Annotated in this window: 18 protein-coding genes; 7 read left to right on the top strand and 11 right to left on the bottom strand. The window is 70.1% G+C overall.

Annotated elements, in window-relative coordinates:
• The first annotated feature begins 4 nt into the window (after positions 1–4).
• Genes ACFO6Q_RS10440 through ACFO6Q_RS10430 form a run of 3 tightly spaced genes read left to right on the top strand, consistent with a single transcriptional unit; the run spans position 5 to position 1,784 of the window.
• Positions 5–610: a hypothetical protein gene (locus ACFO6Q_RS10440; RefSeq protein WP_380020700.1), complete on the top strand. Its 606-nt coding sequence runs from the start codon at positions 5–7 to the stop codon at positions 608–610.
• Complete coding sequence (locus ACFO6Q_RS10435; RefSeq protein WP_380020699.1) at positions 607–1,212, top strand: hypothetical protein; 606 nt, start codon at positions 607–609, stop codon at positions 1,210–1,212. The genes ACFO6Q_RS10440 and ACFO6Q_RS10435 overlap by 4 nt, the downstream gene beginning before the upstream one ends.
• On the top strand, positions 1,209–1,784 hold the full coding sequence (locus ACFO6Q_RS10430; RefSeq protein WP_380020697.1) for a hypothetical protein: 576 nt from the start codon (positions 1,209–1,211) through the stop codon (positions 1,782–1,784). Before ACFO6Q_RS10435 ends, ACFO6Q_RS10430 begins: the two co-directional genes overlap by 4 nt.
• Here ACFO6Q_RS10430 and ACFO6Q_RS10425 read toward each other — a convergent pair.
• From ACFO6Q_RS10425 to ACFO6Q_RS10385, 9 genes are all read right to left on the bottom strand, one after another.
• Entirely contained in the window at positions 1,774–3,099 is a 1,326-nt protein-coding gene (locus ACFO6Q_RS10425) for a hypothetical protein (RefSeq protein WP_380020695.1), read from the bottom strand. The genes ACFO6Q_RS10430 and ACFO6Q_RS10425 overlap by 11 nt on opposite strands.
• Before the next feature lie 73 nt (positions 3,100–3,172).
• Positions 3,173–4,540, bottom strand: coding sequence for an alpha,alpha-trehalose-phosphate synthase (UDP-forming) (locus ACFO6Q_RS10420; RefSeq protein WP_380020693.1), 1,368 nt, complete (start codon positions 4,538–4,540; stop codon positions 3,173–3,175).
• Between the two features lie 7 nt (positions 4,541–4,547).
• Positions 4,548–6,338, bottom strand: coding sequence for a glycoside hydrolase family 15 protein (locus ACFO6Q_RS10415; protein WP_380020692.1), 1,791 nt, complete (start codon positions 6,336–6,338; stop codon positions 4,548–4,550).
• The gene (otsB, locus tag ACFO6Q_RS10410; protein ID WP_380020690.1) at positions 6,335–7,120 is read right to left on the bottom strand and encodes a trehalose-phosphatase; all 786 of its coding nucleotides are present in this window, start codon (positions 7,118–7,120) and stop codon (positions 6,335–6,337) included. Before otsB ends, ACFO6Q_RS10415 begins: the two co-directional genes overlap by 4 nt.
• A 126-nt stretch (positions 7,121–7,246) precedes the next feature.
• Positions 7,247–7,747, bottom strand: coding sequence for a hypothetical protein (locus ACFO6Q_RS10405; RefSeq protein WP_380020688.1), 501 nt, complete (start codon positions 7,745–7,747; stop codon positions 7,247–7,249).
• The gene (gene minE, locus ACFO6Q_RS10400) at positions 7,747–8,040 is read right to left on the bottom strand and encodes a cell division topological specificity factor MinE (protein WP_380020687.1); all 294 of its coding nucleotides are present in this window, start codon (positions 8,038–8,040) and stop codon (positions 7,747–7,749) included. Before minE ends, ACFO6Q_RS10405 begins: the two co-directional genes overlap by 1 nt.
• A gap of 2 nt (positions 8,041–8,042) precedes the next feature.
• Positions 8,043–8,855, bottom strand: coding sequence for a septum site-determining protein MinD (gene minD, locus ACFO6Q_RS10395; protein WP_380020685.1), 813 nt, complete (start codon positions 8,853–8,855; stop codon positions 8,043–8,045).
• Positions 8,856–8,982: 127 nt separating this feature from the next.
• Complete coding sequence (gene minC, locus ACFO6Q_RS10390; protein WP_380020683.1) at positions 8,983–9,774, bottom strand: septum site-determining protein MinC; 792 nt, start codon at positions 9,772–9,774, stop codon at positions 8,983–8,985.
• 19 nt (positions 9,775–9,793) lie between these two features.
• Positions 9,794–10,405, bottom strand: coding sequence for a GNAT family N-acetyltransferase (locus ACFO6Q_RS10385; RefSeq protein WP_380020681.1), 612 nt, complete (start codon positions 10,403–10,405; stop codon positions 9,794–9,796).
• A 326-nt stretch (positions 10,406–10,731) separates the two neighbouring features.
• On the opposite strand from ACFO6Q_RS10385, the gene ACFO6Q_RS10380 reads away from it, so the two are divergent.
• The 3 genes from ACFO6Q_RS10380 (at position 10,732) to ACFO6Q_RS10370 (ending at position 14,197) form a co-directional block, all read left to right on the top strand.
• Positions 10,732–11,919, top strand: coding sequence for a sensor histidine kinase (locus tag ACFO6Q_RS10380; RefSeq protein ID WP_380020680.1), 1,188 nt, complete (start codon positions 10,732–10,734; stop codon positions 11,917–11,919).
• Between the two features lie 184 nt (positions 11,920–12,103).
• Complete coding sequence (locus ACFO6Q_RS10375) at positions 12,104–12,745, top strand: response regulator (protein ID WP_380020736.1); 642 nt, start codon at positions 12,104–12,106, stop codon at positions 12,743–12,745.
• 294 nt (positions 12,746–13,039) lie between these two features.
• On the top strand, positions 13,040–14,197 hold the full coding sequence (locus tag ACFO6Q_RS10370) for an SRPBCC family protein (protein WP_380020678.1): 1,158 nt from the start codon (positions 13,040–13,042) through the stop codon (positions 14,195–14,197).
• A 71-nt stretch (positions 14,198–14,268) separates the two neighbouring features.
• Here ACFO6Q_RS10370 and greB read toward each other — a convergent pair whose 3' ends face one another.
• Positions 14,269–14,772 carry a transcription elongation factor GreB gene (greB, locus tag ACFO6Q_RS10365; RefSeq protein WP_380020677.1) on the bottom strand — a complete coding sequence of 168 codons (504 nt, stop codon included), beginning with the start codon at positions 14,770–14,772 and terminating at the stop codon, positions 14,269–14,271.
• A 106-nt stretch (positions 14,773–14,878) separates the two neighbouring features.
• Between greB and ACFO6Q_RS10360 the strand changes: the two genes are divergently transcribed.
• Positions 14,879–16,363 (top strand): rhomboid family intramembrane serine protease, encoded by a 1,485-nt coding sequence (locus tag ACFO6Q_RS10360; protein WP_380020675.1) that lies wholly within the window; start codon positions 14,879–14,881, stop codon positions 16,361–16,363.
• 4 nt (positions 16,364–16,367) lie between these two features.
• Here ACFO6Q_RS10360 and ACFO6Q_RS10355 read toward each other — a convergent pair whose 3' ends face one another.
• The gene (locus ACFO6Q_RS10355; RefSeq protein ID WP_380020674.1) at positions 16,368–17,639 is read right to left on the bottom strand and encodes a tetratricopeptide repeat protein; all 1,272 of its coding nucleotides are present in this window, start codon (positions 17,637–17,639) and stop codon (positions 16,368–16,370) included.
• Positions 17,640–17,645 lie beyond the last annotated feature (6 nt).

The following is a 17,645-nucleotide window of genomic DNA, read 5'->3' as shown; positions in this document are numbered from 1 at the left end:
GAGCATGCCGCTCGATCCTTTCCTGAAGCAGGCGGTGCACAGCACGCGGTGGCGGATCGCCGCCGTCGTCGTGATTCTCGCCGTGATCGCGACGGCGCTGCTCGGCGGTTTCCGCTCCGCCCCCAAGCGCGTCGGCGCCTCCGGTCCCGGCGCGCGCGTGACGGTCGGCGCGCTCGCGGTGCAGCCGCTGCGCGCCTGGGTGGACCGGCGCGATCCGAAGGGCTTCGACGACCGTTCCGGCAAGGACGTGCTCGTGCTGGAGGCCGTGGTCGAGAACCTGACCAAGGCCAGCAGCAACTACTACCTGCCCGAGGACCTGCGCTGGCTGACCGGCGCGGAGGACTACAAGGGCAGCAAGGCGGACGTGATCTACCTCGTCGACGACCTGACCCTCCACGACTACCTGCATCCGCGGCTGCCGATGCGCGTGCTGCTGTGCTGGAAGATCCCGAAGGACCAGTCGCTGCCGCAGCCGGCGCGCTGGGGCCTGTACCAGCGCCGCTTCGTCGAGAAGGCCTACGTCAACAACGAAAGCGGCTGGATGCAGGACGGTCCGGGAATGACGCTCAAGCTGCCGGTCGAGGACCGGCGCACGGGAGCGGCGCCGTGAGGACCCTGCGCGGAATCGGCTGGCGCGAGCTGTGCTGGCTCGTGCTCGGGCTGGTGCTGATCGTGGCGATGCGCAAGAGCCTGCTCAGCTACGCCGACAAGCTGGCGCCCGTGCCGCTGCCGGCCGAGTTCAAGCAGCGAATCGTCACGCGCGATTTCGCGGTCACGGCCGAAGGCTTCAGTCTGGCCCGCCGCTACAAGACGGTGGGAGGCTTCCTCAAGGAGGACGAGGCGCGGGTGCTGAAGACGCCCGGCGTGTGGGTCGCGGTGCCGGTCCTGCTCGAGGCGCTGCACGAGCCGACCTTCGTCCGCGCCCGCCTGCGTACGCGCGACGGGCTGGAGTACCTGTCCGCCAGCGACAAGCGGCCGAGCGCTCCGGGGGTGAACCTGGCCTCGGGCGAAGTGGTCCCGGGCCTGCCGAAGAACGGCACGTTCTTCTTCGAGCTGCCGCCCGAGGCGCTGCCGGGCGCTCATCTGGAGTTCTTTTCCGGCGCGCGGCAGCCGATGCTCGACGCCGTCGTGGAGATCGACCTCGGCCTGGGCAAGGCGACCGCGGCGGACCTGCTCGCAATGGCCACCGAGGAGGTCGATCTGCGGCCATGAGCGCGAGCGACGCATCCTCCAGCTGGTGGCGACGCCAGCGCTTCTATCTGGTCGGCGCCGCGCTGCTCGGCGCGTGGGCCCTGTACGCACCGTACCGCGACGCCTGGCGCCGCTATGCGCGCAGCAATCCGATCGTGCCGATCGAGGTCGCGCAGGGGGCGCAGGCGCAGTACCGCGGCGCGCGCTGGCGATTTCTGAATCTGACCGAGCGCGACGTGCCCAAGCTCGAGCCGGACGCGATGGCGCTGGTCGCGCGCTTCGAGCTGGTGCTCGACGAGGGCGTGGATCCGAAGAACCTCGGACTGTGCGACGCACGATTGAGCGACGCGCGCGAGCGCGTGTGGAAGTCCGGTTTCGTCGCCGCCGGCCGGCGCACGCTGCCCACGTTGTGCAACTACGACCCGGGGCCGGACTTCAAGGGCATCGCGCCGCAGCCGGGCCAGCTGTGGCAGTTCGAGAAGAGCTTCGTGGTGCCGCGCGGCCTCGACGCGCGCCAGCTGCGGCCGGAGATCTTCGTCGTTCCGCTGTCCGAGCCGGACGCGCCGGGAACCTATCTGCGCTTCACCCAGTAGCGGCGGCTGCGGGTCCGCCCGTCGCCGCTGGCGCGTCGGCCGGCGCCGACTGCAGCCGCGCGATCGCGCAGTCGCAGGCGGCCGCGAGCAGGGCGATGCGCACGATCTCGGTCAGCAGCGCCGGCTGCACCGCGCTCGGCGTGCCGATCAGCACCGCCAGCGGCTGGCCGACCGTGTTCCACCACAGGTCGTCGCGCGGACCGACCAGCGCGACCACCGCGCGCAGCGAGTGCGAATCGATCCAGTCGAGCAGCTGGTAGCACACGCACAGCACGACGACGGCAGGCAGTCCGGCGCGCAGCACCAGGCGCAGGCTGTTGGTGATCGGCACGCCCTTGCTGGTCCAGCCTTCGCTGGCCTTGCCGGCCATCTTGCGCACCAGCAGCGGCAGCGCGCTGTAGCGCGCGCCGAGCCGCGACAGGTGCGCGTCGGCGGCGTCGAGCTTCTGCTTGCGGCGCATGTCCATGCCGTAGATGATCGCGGTGATCGCCAGCCACACCATCGGCGTCACGACGCCGCCGAAGGCGGTCGTGGCGAGGTCCCACGCCGGTGCCAGCGCCTGCTTGATCGGCGCCAGCAGATGGAACAGTGCGCGCGGGTCGTCCCACCAGCGGGTCAGCGCCTGGTAGACCGCGCGTTCCTGCCACCAGTCCTTGCCGATGCCGATTGCCTGCGCGATCGCGCGCGCGCCGACGAAGACCCAGTACGCCTCGCAGGCGGTGGCCAGCAGCGACCAGCCGATGCGGCCGTCCTGCTGCTTGGCGCGCCGCTGCGCGAACGCGCGCACGGCCCAGGCGACGATCAGGGCGAGCCAGAGATAGGGCTGGTGCAGCACGTCCTTCGGCGCCGAGGTCTTGAGCGTGTCGGTGAACGCGTAGTTCTGCACGAAGGAGATCTGGAAATCCCGGCGCAGGCCGTCGAGCAGGCCCCAGGTCGTGTAGTAGGCGAAGAACGGCAGCAGCGCGACGGCCAGCGCGCGCGTCCAGGCCTGATGTCCGCCGCCGAGGCCGATCTGCTGCGGCACGTCGCGCCGCGACAGCATCGGCAGGCTGGGGCGCAGGCACAGGAACATCGCGATCACCGTCGCCAGCTGGCTGACCACCAGCAGGGCAATCACGGCGTAGGCCAGCAGCAGGGAGGTGGCGACCAGCGCGATCGCCGCGTCCAGCAGCAGGCCGTAGAGCACGCGCTGCAGGAAGAACCAGAACAGCAGCGCCGGCCAGTGCTCGGCGAGCAGGCGGCCGGTCAGGCGCAGGATTTCCATCCACGCGGCAGGCGAGGTCGCGGGTACGTCGCGGGCGGCTGCGGTCGACATGGCGCCTAGGGTAGTCGATCGCGGCAGTTGCGGTCCGCGCGCCGGTCGGCACGGCCGTTTTCCGCGAACGCCTTCACGCTTCGTCCAGTGCGCTCAGGAACGCATTGCGCCACGCCGTGATGTCGTGCCGGCGCAGGTGCTCGAACATCGCCGACCAGCGCTCGCGGCGCTCGGCCAGCGGCATCGCCAGCGCGGTCTCCAGGCTTTCGACGATGTCGTCCGGATCGAGCGGATTGATGATGATCGCCTGCGGCAGCTCGCGCGCGGAGCCGGCCAGGTTCGACAGCACCAGCACGCCGGGGTCTTCGGCGGCCTGCGCGGCGACGAATTCCTTCGCCACCAGGTTCATGCCGTCGCGCAGCGGCGTGACCAGGCCGACGTGCGCGCTGCGGTAGAAGCCGGTCAGGGTTTCCTGCTGGAAGCTGCGGTTGACGTAGCGGATCGGCACCCAGTCCGGCTCGGCGTAGCGGCCGTTGGTCGCGCCGGCGAGGCGCTCCAGCCGCGAACGCAGCTCGCGGTATTCCGGCACGTCCTCGCGCGAGGGCGGCGCGATCTGCAGCAGCGACAGCTTCGAGCGCCATTCCGGATGCTGCGAGAGGAAGCGCCCGAACGCCTCGAAGCGCTGCGGCAGGCCCTTGGAATAGTCCAGCCGGTCGACGCCGATCGCCAGCCGGCGGTGCTCCAGGCTGGTGACCAGCCGCTTGTTCGCCGCGCTGCCGACCGCGCGTTCGGCCTGGCGCGCGACGCGTTCGGTGTCGATGCCGATCGGGAACACGCCGGCGCGGAAACGCCTGCCGTCGGGCAGGCGCACGTTCCCGCCCTCGTCGGCCACGGCCGCGCATTCGTCGCGGAAATAGCCGAGCAGGGCGTTCAGGTCGGTCGGCGTCTGCAGGCCGACGAGGTCGTAGGCAGCGAGCGCGCTGAACACCAGCTCGTGGTGCGGCAGGGCGGCCAGCAGGTCGCGCGGCGGCAGCGGCACGTGCAGGAAGAAACCCAGGCTCGCCTCGACGCCGAGCCGGCGCAGCTCGGCGCCGAGCGGGATCAGGTGGTAGTCGTGCACCCAGATGCGGTCGCCCGGCCGCAGCAGGCCTGCGATGTGCTCGGCGAACAGGCGGTTGACGCGCAGGTAGCCGGCGAAGTCCTTGCGGCTGAAATCGAGCAGCGCCTGGCGGAAGTGCAGCAGCGGCCACAGCGTGCGGTTGGCGAAGCCGAGGTAGTACTCCTGGTATTCGGCGCGGGTCAGGTCGAGCAGGGCATAGTCGACGCGGCCTTCGCTGCGCCGGTCGAGCGTGCGTTCGCCTTCCTCGACGAGGCGTCCGCTCCAGCCGAACCAGAGCCCGCCGCGTTCGGCCAGCGCGGCCTGCATGGCCGAGGCGAGCCCACCGGCGCGTGCCTCCTTCGGCAGCGCGACGCGGTTGGAAACGACGATCAGCCGGCTCATGAGGTCCTCACAGCACGCTCTCCCAGCTGCGCGACAGCCGTGCGGCCGCGTTGATCAGGCCGACCAGCGAATAGGTCTGCGGGAAATTGCCCCACAGCTCGCCGCTGCCCGGATGCACGTCCTCCGACAGCAGTCCGAGCGGATTGCGCCGCGCCAGCAACTGCTCGAACAGGACGCGGGCCTCGTCGACCCGGCCGATGGCGGCGAGCGCGTCGACGTACCAGAAGCTGCAGATGGTGAAGCTCGTCTCCGGCGCACCGAAATCGTCCGGCACGATGTAGCGGAACAGGTAGTCGCCCTGGCGCAGCACGCGGCCGACGGCCTCGACGGTGGCGACGAAGCGCGGATCGTGCGGCGTGACGAAGCCCAGGTCGGCGAGCAGCAGCAGGCTCGCGTCGAGACGTTCGCTGCCGAATGCGTCGACGAAATGGCCGTGCTGCGGATGCACCGCGCGCTCGAAGATCAGCGTGCGTACGCGTTCGGCGCGGTCGGACCAGAACGCCGCGCGTTCCTCCAGGCCCAGGTGCGAAGCGATGCGGCCGAGGCGGTCGCAGGCCGCCCACGACATCACGCTCGAATAGGTGTGCACGTCGCTGCGGCCGCGGAATTCCCACAGTCCGGCGTCGGGCTGGTCGTGCAGGCGGAAGGCGGCTTCGCCGGCGTGTTCGAGCCGCGCGAACGCGGCGGCGTCGCCGCGCACGTTGAGGCGATGGTCGAAGAACAGCTGCGTCGCCGCCAGCACCACGCTGCCGTAGACGTCGTGCTGGCTCTGGCGCCAGGCGTCGTTGCCGATGCGCACCGGACCCATGCCGCGATAGCCGCGCAGGTGCCCGGCTTCACGCTCGATCAGCTCGCGCTCGAAATGGATGCCGTACACCGGCGCCAGATCGCCGTCGGCCGAGGCGGCGAGATTGGCCAGGTAGCGCAGGTACTCCTCCATGCTGCGCGTCGCGCCGAGGCGGTTCAGCGCGCGCACGACGAAGGCCGCGTCGCGCAGCCAGCAGTAGCGGTAGTCCCAGTTGCGCACGGTGTGCGGCGCCTCCGGTATCGAGGTGGTCAGCGCCGCGACGATCGCGCCGGTGCCCTCGTACTGGCTGAGCTTGAGCGTGATCGCGGCGCGGATCACCGCGTCCTGCCATTCCGCCGGTATCGACAGATAGCGCACCCATTCGCGCCAGTAGTCGACGGTCGAGTCGAGCGCCTCGCGCACGTGCACGGCCGGCGCCTGCGCCAGCGTCTCGTCGGGGCCGAGCACGATCGACAGTTCGCGGTCGAGCAGGAACGGCAGCTCGTCGCGCAGCATCGGCAGCGGCGCGTCGGTGGTCGCGCGCAGCACCACGCCGTCGAGCAGGAAGCGCAGATGATTCGAGCCGAAGGTGCGCTCGGGGCGGCGCTCGCCGTAGTTCGCCAGCGGCCGCAGACGCAGCGTGATGCGCGGCGCGCCGGCCAGCGGGCGGATCGTGCGCAGCAGGCTCATCGGATGGAAGATGCGGCCGTTGAGCTTGTAGCGCGGCGCGAAGTCGACGATCTCCACCGCGCTGCCGTCGGCCGCTTCCAGGCGCGTGACCAGCACCGGCGTGTTGTCGAGATAGCGCTGCGAGCGGGTCGTCTCGCCGTCGAGCACGAGATCGAAGTAGCCGAGGTCGCCGGCCGTCGGCGACAGGAGCGAGCAGAACGCGGGATCGCCGTCGAACGACGGCAGGCAGCACCAGACGATGCGGCCGCGCGCGTCGATCAGCGCACCGATGCTGCCGTTGCCGACGACGCCGAGGTCGAGAGTGGACTGGGATTCGTTCATCGGTTCTCCGGAGGCGTGGAAGCGGCCAGCGCTGCGAGCCAGCGGCGCACGGCGGCGGGGTCGGCCAGCGCGTGGCGCGCGCGGGTCGGGCGGCGCGCGCCGACGATCACGCTGATGCCGCCGAGGCGGTTGGCCTGCTCGAACGCGTGCTCGTCGGTGAAGTCGTCGCCGAGCATCCACGGCACGCGGCCGGCGAACGGCGGCGCCTGCATCAGCGCGAGCAGCGCGGTTCCCTTGTCGACGCCGGCCGGCTTGATCTCGACGACGCGGTTGCCCGGCTGCAGCGCGAAGCCGGCGCCGGCCACCTGCAGCAGGTCGTCGGCGGCGCGGCGCACGGCCGTTTCGGCGTCGGGCACGTTGCGGTAGTGCAGGGCGAGCGCGGCGCCCTTGTCCTCGAGCAGCACGCCGGGCAGTCCGGCCACCAGTGCGCGGGCGTGCGCACGCAGCCGTTCCAGATGCGCCGGATCGGGGCGCAGCACGCTGACGTGGCCGTCCGGCCGGCGCAGCTGCGCGCCGTGCAGCCCGGCCGCCGCGGCATGCGGCAGGGCGAGCAGCGCGTCGATCTGCTGCAGCGGACGCCCGCTGAGCAGCGCGAGGGCGCCGTCGCGCGCGTCGTGCAGACGCTGCAGCGCGGTGCGCAGTCCCGCTTCGACGACCACCGCGTCGGGGCGTTCGGCGAAATCCAGCAGGGTGCCGTCGAGGTCCAGGAACAGCGCGCCCGTCGCGAGCGCCGGCGGCGGTGGCAGGGAAGCGTCGAGCGGAAGCGGTTCGTCGCGGGTCATTGCGTGGTTCGTCGGCCCCGATCGGCGCCGGCGCGCCTGCGGAAGGTCTTCGAGTCTACGAAGTCCATGCCGAACGGCACGTGTCCGAGTCGACCGAACCGGCCTTCCGGCCGCGACATCCGTAATCTAGGCATCGCCGGGTCGCGGGGAGCCTGTTCCCGGCAGCAGGCCGCGCTGCGCCAGCCACAGGCGGGCGTCCTCGGCGTCGTGCTCGAACCAGGCGCGCGTGGAACCGAGGCGGAAGCTGTATCCCCACGCGTCCATGTCGCGCATCAGCCGCTCGCGCCCGACGTCCGGCAGTTCGTCGGCGAGCAGGACCTGCAGGTAGCAGGTCGCGTCCTCCTCGGCCTGCGAATCGGACGCGTCGGTGTGGATATGCGCACGGCGTTCGGCCGGGGCGACGATCAGATGGCAGGCCTCGTGCAGCAGCGAGTGCACCGGCGTGTCGTCGCGCGCATACACCGTGTGGGCGATCACGCCGGCTTCGGGTTCGCCCCAGTAGCTGCCGGGGATCGGCGCGCCGGGTTCGACTTGCGCGAGCGTCAGTGCACGACGCGCGAGCAGCCCGGACACGACGGCGATGTCGAGATCGGCCAGCGTGAGCACGCCGGCCTCGTCGTCGCCCATCAGGTTCCGTCGGCGGCCGCGGCTGGCGCTTCGGCCTGCTGCTGTTCCGGCAGCGCGACCGACAGCTCCAGCACTTCCTGGTCGCCGTCGCGCTGCACGTGGATCTCGATCGCGTCCGGATCGATGTTGACGTACTTGCGGATCACTTCGAGCAGTTCGCGGCGCAGCAGCGGCAGGTAGTCCGGGCGGTCGCCGCTCTGCGCGCGCTCCTGCGCGACGATGATGCGCAGGCGCTCCTTGGCGACGGAGGCGGTGTTCTTCTGGCGGGCGCGCAGGAAATCGAACAGTCCCATGTTCAGCTCCCGAAGATGCGTGCGAGGAAACCCTTCTTCTGCGCGTCGACGAAGCGCATCGGGCGCGTCTCGCCGCTCAGTCGCGCGACGGCGTCGGCGTAGGCCTGTCCGGCGGCGGATTCCTCGTCGAGGATGACCGGCACGCCGGCGTTCGAGGCGGTCAGCACGCCGGACGACTCCGGGATCACGCCGAGCACTTCGATGCCGAGGATTTCCTTGACGTCGTTGACGCCCATCATGTCGCCGCCGGCGACGCGGTCGGGGTTGTAGCGCGTCAGCAGCAGATGCTGCTCGACCGGACCGTTGCCCAGTTCGGCGCGGCGCGTCTTGCTCGACAGCAGGCCGAGGATGCGGTCGGAATCGCGCACGCTCGACACTTCCGGATTGACCACGACGATCGCGCGGTCGGCGAAATACATCGCCAGCGAGGCGCCTTTCTCGATGCCGGCCGGCGAATCGCAGATGACGTAATCGAAACCATCTTCGGTCAGCTCGTTGAGCACGCGCTCGACGCCTTCCTTGTTCAGTGCATCCTTGTCGCGCGTCTGCGAGGCCGCCAGCACGTACAAGGTCTCGATGCGCTTGTCCTTGATCAGCGCCTGCTTGAGCGTGCATTCGCCCTGGATCACGTTGACGAAGTCGTAGACCACGCGGCGTTCGCAACCCATGATGAGGTCGAGATTGCGCAGGCCGACGTCGAAGTCGATGACCGCGACCTTCTTGTTGCGCTTGGCGAGGCCGACCGCGAGCGAGGCGCTGGTGGTGGTCTTGCCGACGCCGCCTTTGCCGGACGTGACGACGATGATTTCAGTCAATGGGGTTCTCCTGAAGGACGGGATTTCGGACCGGAAATTCGGAATCGTGCAGAAACGTCGAAAATCGTATTCGACTGCGGATTATCCGTCATTTGCCCCTTCCGAACCTCCAATGGCGAATCTCCCCTCACATTTTTTTCAAAAGCAGCTTGTCGCCGTCGAGCCATACCTGGACCGGCTTGCCGCGCAGGTCCGCCGGAATGTCCTCGAAGACGCGGTAATGGCCGGCGATCGAAACCAGCTCGGCGTGGAATTCCTGGCAATAGATGCGCGCGCGCTCGTCGCCCTGCGCGCCGGCCAGCGCGCGGCCGCGCAAGGCGCCGTAGACGTGGATCGAGCCGTCGGCGATGACCTCGGCGCCGTTGCCGACCAGCGCATTGAGGATCAGGTCGCGGCCGCGCGCGTAGACCTGCTGGCCGGAACGCACCGGCTGGTCGTGCAGTAGGCCGCTGGTCGGCGCGCTGGCGCTGGGCGGCGGTGGTGTGGCGCGTTCGACCGGAGTCGGCGCGGCAGCGGGCGCGCGCGAGGGCGGGCGCGGCGTCTCGCGCGACACCGGAGCGGCCTCGGAGTCGCGCTCGTAGGCGGCGCGGAATTTCGCGAACACCGGCACGCCGAGCGCCTGCGAAAGCGCCTCGTTCTCGCTGGTGCCGTAGGACAGGCCGACCGGCAGCATGCCCGATGCGCGGATGCGTTCGAACAGGTCGCGCACGGTTTCCACGTCCGGCAGCGCGGACAGATGGCTCAGGTCGAGTACCACCGGCGTGCGCAGGAACAGTTTCTCCGCGCTGGCGACCTTTTCGCGCAGTTCGGCGGCGAGCCCTTCCGGATCGAGCCGCTTGAGCTTGAGATTGGCGAGGCCGACCTGGCCGAACTTGATCTCGGCGACCGGTTCGAGCGCGCCGATGGAGGCTGACGTCATTGTCCGTCCACGCCCCCGCTCAGGCGCCGCCGGCGGCGCGGACGGGCGGGCGGCCGGGCGCCACGCGGCCGCGCTCGGCCAGCCACGGCAGGTCCGGCAGGCCGGGACCGGCGAGGTAGGTGTCGCGCACGAACGGATAGCTGCACAGCGTCTTGGCCAGCAGCGAGACGCGGCGGCCGTTGCTCGGCATCGTCTGCTGGCCGACTTCCTGGAAGCCCCAGGTGCCGTGGAACAGCACCGACACGTCGTCGCGCGGCTCCAGGAACACCTCGCAGGCGAGCAGCGGCACCCGCGTCTCGGCGTAGCTGGTCACGTCGGCGTAGAACACGCGGCCGAGGCCGAGGCCGCGGTACGGCTTGGCGATGACGATGCGGTCGATGTAGGCGAACTGCGGGTAGCGCTCGCGGAACCACAGGTAGTTCGGGCTGGCGTAGTCGGCATCTTCGCGCATCGCCGACAGAAAGCCGGCGGCGTGGCCGTCGACTTCGGCCAGGCGGAAATAGCTCGACTGCTCGTACAGCGTGTGCAGGCCTGCGGCGTCCAGCGGCAGGATGGTGGAGCCGGCGGCGTTGTTGAGCGCCAGCACCGAATCCAGCTCGTGCGGCGACACGTCGCGGATGCTCAAGGACATTGTGTTGCTCCATCGAAATAGTGCCCCGCGCGACGCTGCGTGAGCGCGTCGACGCGGGTCCGCGTGCGGGCAATTATCGCATGCGTCCGCGGCGGGGTCATGGCGCGGTGCGGGCGGCGAAGTTAGCGAAGCGTTAGCGCGCCGGAATGGACGGGCTTTCCCTTCTCCCGAGACGGGAGAAGGTGGCGCGTGGCGCCGGATGAGGGCAGCGGGGTGAAAGACCGCCCGGGCCGGCCGCCGCCGCGCGACGGCCAGCGGCGGCGGGTGCCGGCGCGCGTGACTTCCGGACAGGTTACGCCGCCACGGCGCGCGCCTATGATGGCGCCATGCCGTGGCCGAACTTCAACCACATCCAGCTGCTGCGCTACGCCGGCCTGTTCCAGTACGCCAGCGTCGGAACGCCGTTCCTGCGCTACCAGACGCTGGTGGAGGACCTGGCGCAGAAGCAGCTGCCGACCTCGTACGTGCACCTGTGGCTGGGCTGCTACGTCGTCTTCGGCATCGTCTACTGGTACCTCACCAGCGACCTCGGCGACCAGCGGCGCACGCCGCTGCGGCGGGCGATGCAGATCGTGCTGCTGCTGGTGCTGAACGCGACGGTGGTGGCGATCGGCTGGTTCAGCCAGGGCGGCATCGGCGCGCTGCTGCTCGGGGTGATCGCGGTCGCCCTGCCGTGGCTGCTGCCGCTGCGCGTCGCCGTGGCCTGGATGGTGCTGCAGAACTTCTCGCTGGTGCCGGTGTTCGCCAGCATCCGCGAGCCGGTGTTCAGCCTCAGCGACGCGTTCCTGCAGTCCAGCCTGTACCTCGGTTTCATCGTGCTCGCCTTCGTGACCTCGTTCGTGACCAAGCGCCAGGTCGAGGCGCGCGAGGAGCAGCGCCGCCTGAACTCGGAACTGCGCGCCACGCGCACCCTGCTGGCCGAGTCGAGCCGCCTGGCCGAGCGCATGCGCATCTCGCGCGAGCTGCACGACCTGGTCGGTCACCACCTGACCGCGCTCAGCCTCAATCTCGAAGTGGCCACCCACCTGGTGCAGGGGCAGGCGCAGGAGCACGTGCGCCAGGCGCAGTCGGTGGCCAAGCTGCTGCTCGGCGACGTGCGCGAGGTGGTCAGCCAGCTGCGCGAGGACGACAACATCGACCTGACCCAGGCGCTGAAGAACCTGACCGAAGGCGTGCCGGGGCTGGACATCCACCTGGAGCTGCCGCCACGCTTCGGCGTCGACGATCCCAAGCGCGCGCAGGTACTGCTGCGCTGCGCGCAGGAGATCATCACCAACACCGTGCGCCACGCCGGTGCGCGCAACCTGTGGCTGCGCTTCGAACGCAGCGCCGGACGCGAGATGATGATCCACGCGCGCGACGACGGCCACGGCGCGATCCAGTTCAAGCAGGGGAACGGCCTCACCGGCATGCGCGAGCGTCTGGCGCAGTTCGGCGGCCGTCTGGACATCGCCACCGGCAAGGGGCAGGGTTTCGCGCTCGACGCCTCGCTGCCATTGGAGAGAGCGGTCTGAGAAAGCCGCTCCGGCACCAGGGATGTGCCGTCACCTCGAGCACTCCGGTGTTCGAGGAGGATCGAGGGCCGCATCGAGCGGCCTGAGGGTGGCGCGGCCTTGCCGCGACCGTTTTCTTGCACACCGTGGCAGGGTGCCCGGTTTTGCGAATCAGACTCGAGGGCAGGGCATGAGCAAGGAAGAAATCATCAAGGTCTGCCTCGTCGACGACCAGACGCTGGTGCGGCAGGGCATCCGTTCGCTGCTGGAGCTGTCCGACTCGATCCGCGTGGTGGCCGAAGCCGGCGACGGCACGCAGGCGGTCGAGACGATTCCGCGCGTGAAGCCCGACGTGGTCCTGCTCGACATGCGCATGCCCGGCATGTCCGGACTGGACGTGCTGAACGCGCTGGCCGGCGCCAACCGCCTGCCGCCGACGATCATCCTGACCACCTTCGACGACGACCAGCTGGTGCTGGCCGGGCTGAAGGCCGGCGCGCGCGGCTACCTGCTCAAGGACGTCTCGCTCGACCAGCTCGTCGATGCGGTCAAGACCGTCGCCGGCGGCGGCTCGCTGGTCGCGCCGGTGGTGACCCAGCGCCTGCTGTCCGGCCTGGAGCGCATGCACAACGACTTCGTCAGCCTCGACCGGCCCGATCCGCTGACCGAGCGGGAGACCGAGATCCTGCGGCTGATGGCCGGCGGCTACAGCAACAAGGAAATCGCCAATTCGCTCGGCGTCGCCGAGGGCACGGTCAAGAATCACGTCTCCAACGTGCTGTCCAAGCTCGGCGTGCGCGACCGCACGCGGGCGGTGCTGAAGGCGTTCGAGCTCGGCATCGTCTAGCGCGATCCGCGTGGCGCGCGCCGGCGTGCCGCGGCGCCGCACGCGCATCCGGGTCCCCAGCACGCTCGCCCCCGGAGCGCCGAGGCGGGCCGCCCGGCCAGGCGTGATGCGGGTTTTGCGCGTCTGCCGGGACGGACGTAGCGTTTCCGGCCCGGACTCCGTTACCATCCATTTCTTGGCCTGCGCCTGCGCAGGCTACGCCGGTGCTGGCATGCAGGGGACGCAGGGTGAAAGCCGCCGCGTTCTTGCCACGCGCCGATGCCTGTATCGGCTGACGCCCTGGAGATGGCTGGGATGATTCGTATCTTCGAAGTACTGGTTTCGCTGGTAATCGTGTTGGTACTGGCGGTGTTGATCGGCGTGCTGCTGCCGAGCCACGGTCACGTCACGCGCGTGGTCGAAGTCTCCAGCCCGGTGCGCCAGGTCTACGACACGCTGAACACGTTCCGGCGTTTCCCGCAGTGGTCGGCCTTCCGCGGCCTCGACCCGCAGACGCAGTTCAAGCTCGAAGGCAACGACTTCGGCCAGGGCGCCAAGGTCGCCTGGACCAGCTCGAACGCGCGCGTGGGCAACGGCGCCTACGAGATCACCAAGAGCGATCAGGACAGCAAGATCGAGATGGCGGTCGACAACCACTGGACCGGCCAGAACAAGCGATTCACGATCGAGCTGGAGCCTTCGGCCAACGGCAAGACGCTCAAGGTGCACTGGGCGTTCGACGCCGACTACGGTTGGGACCTGATGGCGCGCTACGCGGGCCTGTACATCTACGGCGATCCGGCGCAGACCATCCAGTCCGACCTCAACAACGTCGCCGCGATGCTGGCCGGCTTCCCGAACACCGATTACAAAGACCAGCCGATCGAGCTCGCCGACGTCGCGTCCCGGCCGGTGCTGATGGTCGCCACCAAGGCCAAGCGCTCGCTCGACGACGTCGCCGAGGCGACCGACACGGCGGTGGCCGAGATCGAGGCGATCATGAAGAAGGCCGAGCTGACCGCGGCCGGCCCGGTGATGACGATCACCACGAACTGGGGCGACGAAGACTACGCCTTCAGCATCGCCATCCCGGTCGACAAGGCCACCTTCACGCTCGACAAGAAGGACTTCACCATCGACGCCCCGGCGCCGAAGCCGAGCGACACCGAGAGCGACGAGGGCGGCGAAGCCCCGGTGCTGAATCCGGGCGATCGCGACGAGCACGGCCTGCTCGTGGTCGGCGGCAACGTGCGCGCGGCGCAGTGGTACCAGGGCAAGGCGCTGGTGAGCGAGTACACCGGCAGCCCGGCCTCGCTGCCGCTGTATCGCTTGAATCTCAAGGCCTATGCCGAGACGCACGGCTACCGCTACGCCGAGTCCGGCCTCACCCGCTTCTGGGACGAGAACATCTCGGCGCCGGACGCGCCGGCCGGCGAGGAGTCGTTCAAGGTCTACCTGCCGGTCCAGCAGTAACCGGACCCGGCATCACGAAAAAAAGCCGCGCATCGCGCGGCTTTTTTTTTGCGCATCGCCAGCGCGCCGGATCAGGGCTCGCGATAGCGCACCTCGATCACGACGAAGCGCGCGACGCCACCCGGCAGCGCGGCTTCGAATTCGTCGTCGGCGCGGCGCTTGAGCGCGGCGCGCGCGAGCGGCGAGTCGATGCTGATCCAGCCGCGCGCGGCATCGGTTTCGTCGGGGCCGACGATGCGGTACTCGTGCTCGCCGCCGTCCTCGCCCTCGACGCGGAACCAGGCACCGAAGTAGATCGCATGCGGGTCGCTCGGCACGCTGTCGACCACGCGCAGGTTTTCCAGCCGCTTGCCGAGGTAGCGTACGCGGCGATCGATCTCGCCGAGCTGCTTCTTGCGATAGGTGTACTCGGCGTTCTCCGAGCGGTCGCCTTCGGCCGCCGCGGCGGCGAGCGCGCGCACGACTTCCGGACGGCGCACGCGCCACAGCTCGTCGAGTTCCGCCTTCAGGCGCGCATGGCCTTCCGGCGTGATCATGGCGGTGGATGCGGCGGCGGGTGGGCGCCAGCGGCTCATCGGCGGATGCGTGGCAGCGGAAGGACCGGGAAAGCTATCGGCGCATGCGCAGCGCGTCAACGCCGCGGCGCGAGCTAGAATCGCGCAGGGGTAGGGGAGGGACGGCTTGCTGATCGTACCGCTGCATCGCGCGCCGACCTGGGCCAACATGCCCTGGGTCACTCTGGCGCTGATCCTGGCCAACGTGTTCGTGTTCGCCTTCCTGCAGTCGGGCGACGCGCGCGTGCGTGCGGATGCGCTCGACTACTACGCGCAGCAGGATCTGGCGCAGTGGGAATTTCCGGCGTATCGCCAGTGGCTCGAGGCGCACGGCGACGACGGGCGGCGGCAGGCGCTGTTCGAGCGCTTCGCCGATGTCGACGCGGGCTTGGCGACGCAGGTGCTGCAATCCGACGCCGCCTTCCTCGCCGAGCTGCGCACGGGCGGACTGATCGCGCCCGATGCACAGCAGCGCGAGGCGTGGCGCGAACGCCGCGCCGAGTTCGATCGCCGCTGGGACGCGGCGTTCACCGAGCGCTGGATGATCCGCTTCTCCGAATTCGACCCGCGCCGCATGTTCGGCGCGATGTTCCTGCATGGCGGCGCCGGGCACCTGATCGGCAACATGCTGTTCCTCGCCGTGCTCGGCCTGCTCGTCGAAGGCGCGCTCGGCCACGGCGCGTTCCTCGCGCTGTACCTGCTCGGCGGCCTGGGCAGCGCGGCATTGAGCCTGGCCTGGCGCTGGGGCGAGACCGGCGCCGCGCTCGGCGCCTCGGGCGCGATCGCGGCGCTGATGGGCGCCTACTGCGTGCTGTGGGGGACACGCAAGGTGCGCTTCTTCTGGTGGTTCTTCGTCGCGTTCGACTACGTGAAGGCGCCGGCGCTGGTGCTGCTGCCGATCTGGCTCGGCTGGGAACTGCTCAACCTGTTCTGGAACGAGGGCGCGCACGTCGGCTTCGACGCGCACGCGGGCGGCATCGTCGTCGGCGCGCTGCTCGCACTCGGCGTGCGCGCGCTGCACTGGGAACGGCGCGATTTTCTCGACGAGGACGTCGTCGCCGACGCGCGTGCGCAGCGCGAGGTCGCGCTCGCCCAGGCGCGCGAGCATCTGGGGCATCTGCGCATTCCGGCGGCGCGGGCCCTGCTCGAACCCCTGCTCGAAGCGCAGCCGGACGATTTCCAGGTGCGCGCCGCGCTGTACCGCTGCGCGCGCACGGAGCCGGGCATGCCGCGGCTGTCCGAGGCGGCGCGCGCGGTGCTGTCGCTGGCACCGCGCGATGGCGCCGAGGTGCGCGAGCAGAAGGCAGTCTACGAGGACTGCCTCAAGGCCGGCGCGAAGCCGTCGCCGCTCAGTCCGATGCAGGCGATCGCGCTGCTGCGGCGCTGGCCGGCGGTCGGTGCCGGCGCGGAGGCGGCCGCGCATCTGGCGGAATGGATCGGTCGCGCGCCGGCCACGCCGGGGCTGCGTGCGGCCTGCCTGGGCGTGGCGCGCGACCTGCGCGAGCGCGGCGAATCCGCGCCCGCGCGCGCGTTGCTGGAGAAGCTCTTCGCCGCCTGGCCGGCGAGCGAGGAAGGCGGCAAGGCGCGCCTGCTGCTGGCGGATTTCGCGTAGCGACTCAGCGGCTCGGTGCCGGCGCGGGCGCCGGAGCGAGTTTGGCGAGGAAATCGCGGTACGCCGCGATGTCGGCGGCGAGCGGATGCTGCGGATACGCCTTGGCGAGCTGATCGAGCAAGGTGCGCGCCTCGGCGTCGCGGCCCATGCGTTCGGCCAGCAGCTTGGCCGCCAGCAGGTAGTTCTGCGGGATGTCGCGGTGCTTGGGATAGCGCTTGCCGAACCCCGACAGCAGCTTCAGCGCGACCTGCGTGTTGCCGGCATCGACGGCCTTCTGCGCGATGCGCGCGATCTCGTCGGGCGAGGACGGCTGGAACGCCGGGTCGAGATCGAGGCACTCGCGCGCCACGTCGACGGCGCGCCGGTCCTTGTCCTGTGACAGCAGCAGCGTGATCCATTCGCGGCCGTGGCGCAGTTGTTCTTCGCGCTGCCCGCCGAGCGCGAGCAGCTTGCGGTACTGCGCGTGCAGCGCCTCGGTGCCGCCGCGCGAGCGCAGCTGCTGCGCGACGCATTCGCGCGCGCCGTCCGGGTCGCCGTCGCGCACCAGCCGGGCCGCCTCGTCCAGCGTTTCCTGGTCGGGATCGGCCGTGGCACGGCGCAGCGGCGCGGGCGCCTGTTCGGGCTCGTAGCCGACCTCCTCGTGGTACTGGTAGATCAGATAGCCCATCAGGTGGAACGTCGCGACGATCACGTAATGCGAGATCGCGCCGACCAGCACGATCGCGAGGAAGCCGGGAAGCACCTGCATCGCGAACGCCTGCGCGTAGAGCTGGCTGGCGAAGAACACGAAGTACAGCAGCACGACGGCGACGTAGGGCCAGCCCAGCCGCCCGAGGATCGCCAGCCAGGTGGCGGGATTGAGCGCGTGCAGCAGGTTCTGGTCCATCGCCAGCGACATCACCGCCGCCGGCCAGCACAGGCCGAGCAGCAGGAGCACGGCGAAGCCGCCGCCGGGGCCGAGCAGCACGAAGCCGGCGATCGCGGCGACGATGAACAGGAACTGCAGCCAGATCTGGCTCCAGCCGGTGCTGTCCTCCACGCCGATGCTGCCTTCCGGCGGCGTCAGCCGTCCGTTCGCCGACGCGCGCAGGCATTCGAAGGCGTACTTGTACATCGCGACCCAGACCAGCAGGTCGAGGAAGCGGCCGAGCGGCAGGTACGCCACCAGATGGCACAGCGCGAGCACGCAGATGGTCAGCATCGCGTCGGCGTGCAGCGGGTACAGCGAGATCTCGCGCAGGCGGTTCCAGAACGGAACGATCGGCGTGTGGCTCATCGGGTC

Source organism: Dokdonella ginsengisoli, from assembly GCF_042652785.1.
Taxonomy (GTDB): Bacteria; Pseudomonadota; Gammaproteobacteria; order Xanthomonadales; family Rhodanobacteraceae; genus Dokdonella_A; species Dokdonella_A ginsengisoli.
Note: the sequence above shows the minus strand (reverse complement) of the source record. Positions and strands in the feature narration are given on the sequence as shown.

Coding starts and splice junctions, on each gene's coding strand:
- ACFO6Q_RS10380 (WP_380020680.1), top strand. CDS start 10,732: ATGCCGTGGCCGAACTTCAACCACATCCAGCTGCTGCGCTACGCCGGC.
- minE (WP_380020687.1), bottom strand. CDS start 8,040: ATGGGACTGTTCGATTTCCTGCGCGCCCGCCAGAAGAACACCGCCTCC.
- ACFO6Q_RS10370 (WP_380020678.1), top strand. CDS start 13,040: ATGATTCGTATCTTCGAAGTACTGGTTTCGCTGGTAATCGTGTTGGTA.
- ACFO6Q_RS10405 (WP_380020688.1), bottom strand. CDS start 7,747: ATGGGCGACGACGAGGCCGGCGTGCTCACGCTGGCCGATCTCGACATC.
- ACFO6Q_RS10425 (WP_380020695.1), bottom strand. CDS start 3,099: ATGTCGACCGCAGCCGCCCGCGACGTACCCGCGACCTCGCCTGCCGCG.
- otsB (WP_380020690.1), bottom strand. CDS start 7,120: ATGACCCGCGACGAACCGCTTCCGCTCGACGCTTCCCTGCCACCGCCG.
- ACFO6Q_RS10440 (WP_380020700.1), top strand. CDS start 5: ATGCCGCTCGATCCTTTCCTGAAGCAGGCGGTGCACAGCACGCGGTGG.
- ACFO6Q_RS10420 (WP_380020693.1), bottom strand. CDS start 4,540: ATGAGCCGGCTGATCGTCGTTTCCAACCGCGTCGCGCTGCCGAAGGAG.
- ACFO6Q_RS10355 (WP_380020674.1), bottom strand. CDS start 17,639: ATGAGCCACACGCCGATCGTTCCGTTCTGGAACCGCCTGCGCGAGATC.
- minC (WP_380020683.1), bottom strand. CDS start 9,774: ATGACGTCAGCCTCCATCGGCGCGCTCGAACCGGTCGCCGAGATCAAG.
- ACFO6Q_RS10415 (WP_380020692.1), bottom strand. CDS start 6,338: ATGAACGAATCCCAGTCCACTCTCGACCTCGGCGTCGTCGGCAACGGC.
- ACFO6Q_RS10385 (WP_380020681.1), bottom strand. CDS start 10,405: ATGTCCTTGAGCATCCGCGACGTGTCGCCGCACGAGCTGGATTCGGTG.
- ACFO6Q_RS10430 (WP_380020697.1), top strand. CDS start 1,209: ATGAGCGCGAGCGACGCATCCTCCAGCTGGTGGCGACGCCAGCGCTTC.
- greB (WP_380020677.1), bottom strand. CDS start 14,772: ATGAGCCGCTGGCGCCCACCCGCCGCCGCATCCACCGCCATGATCACG.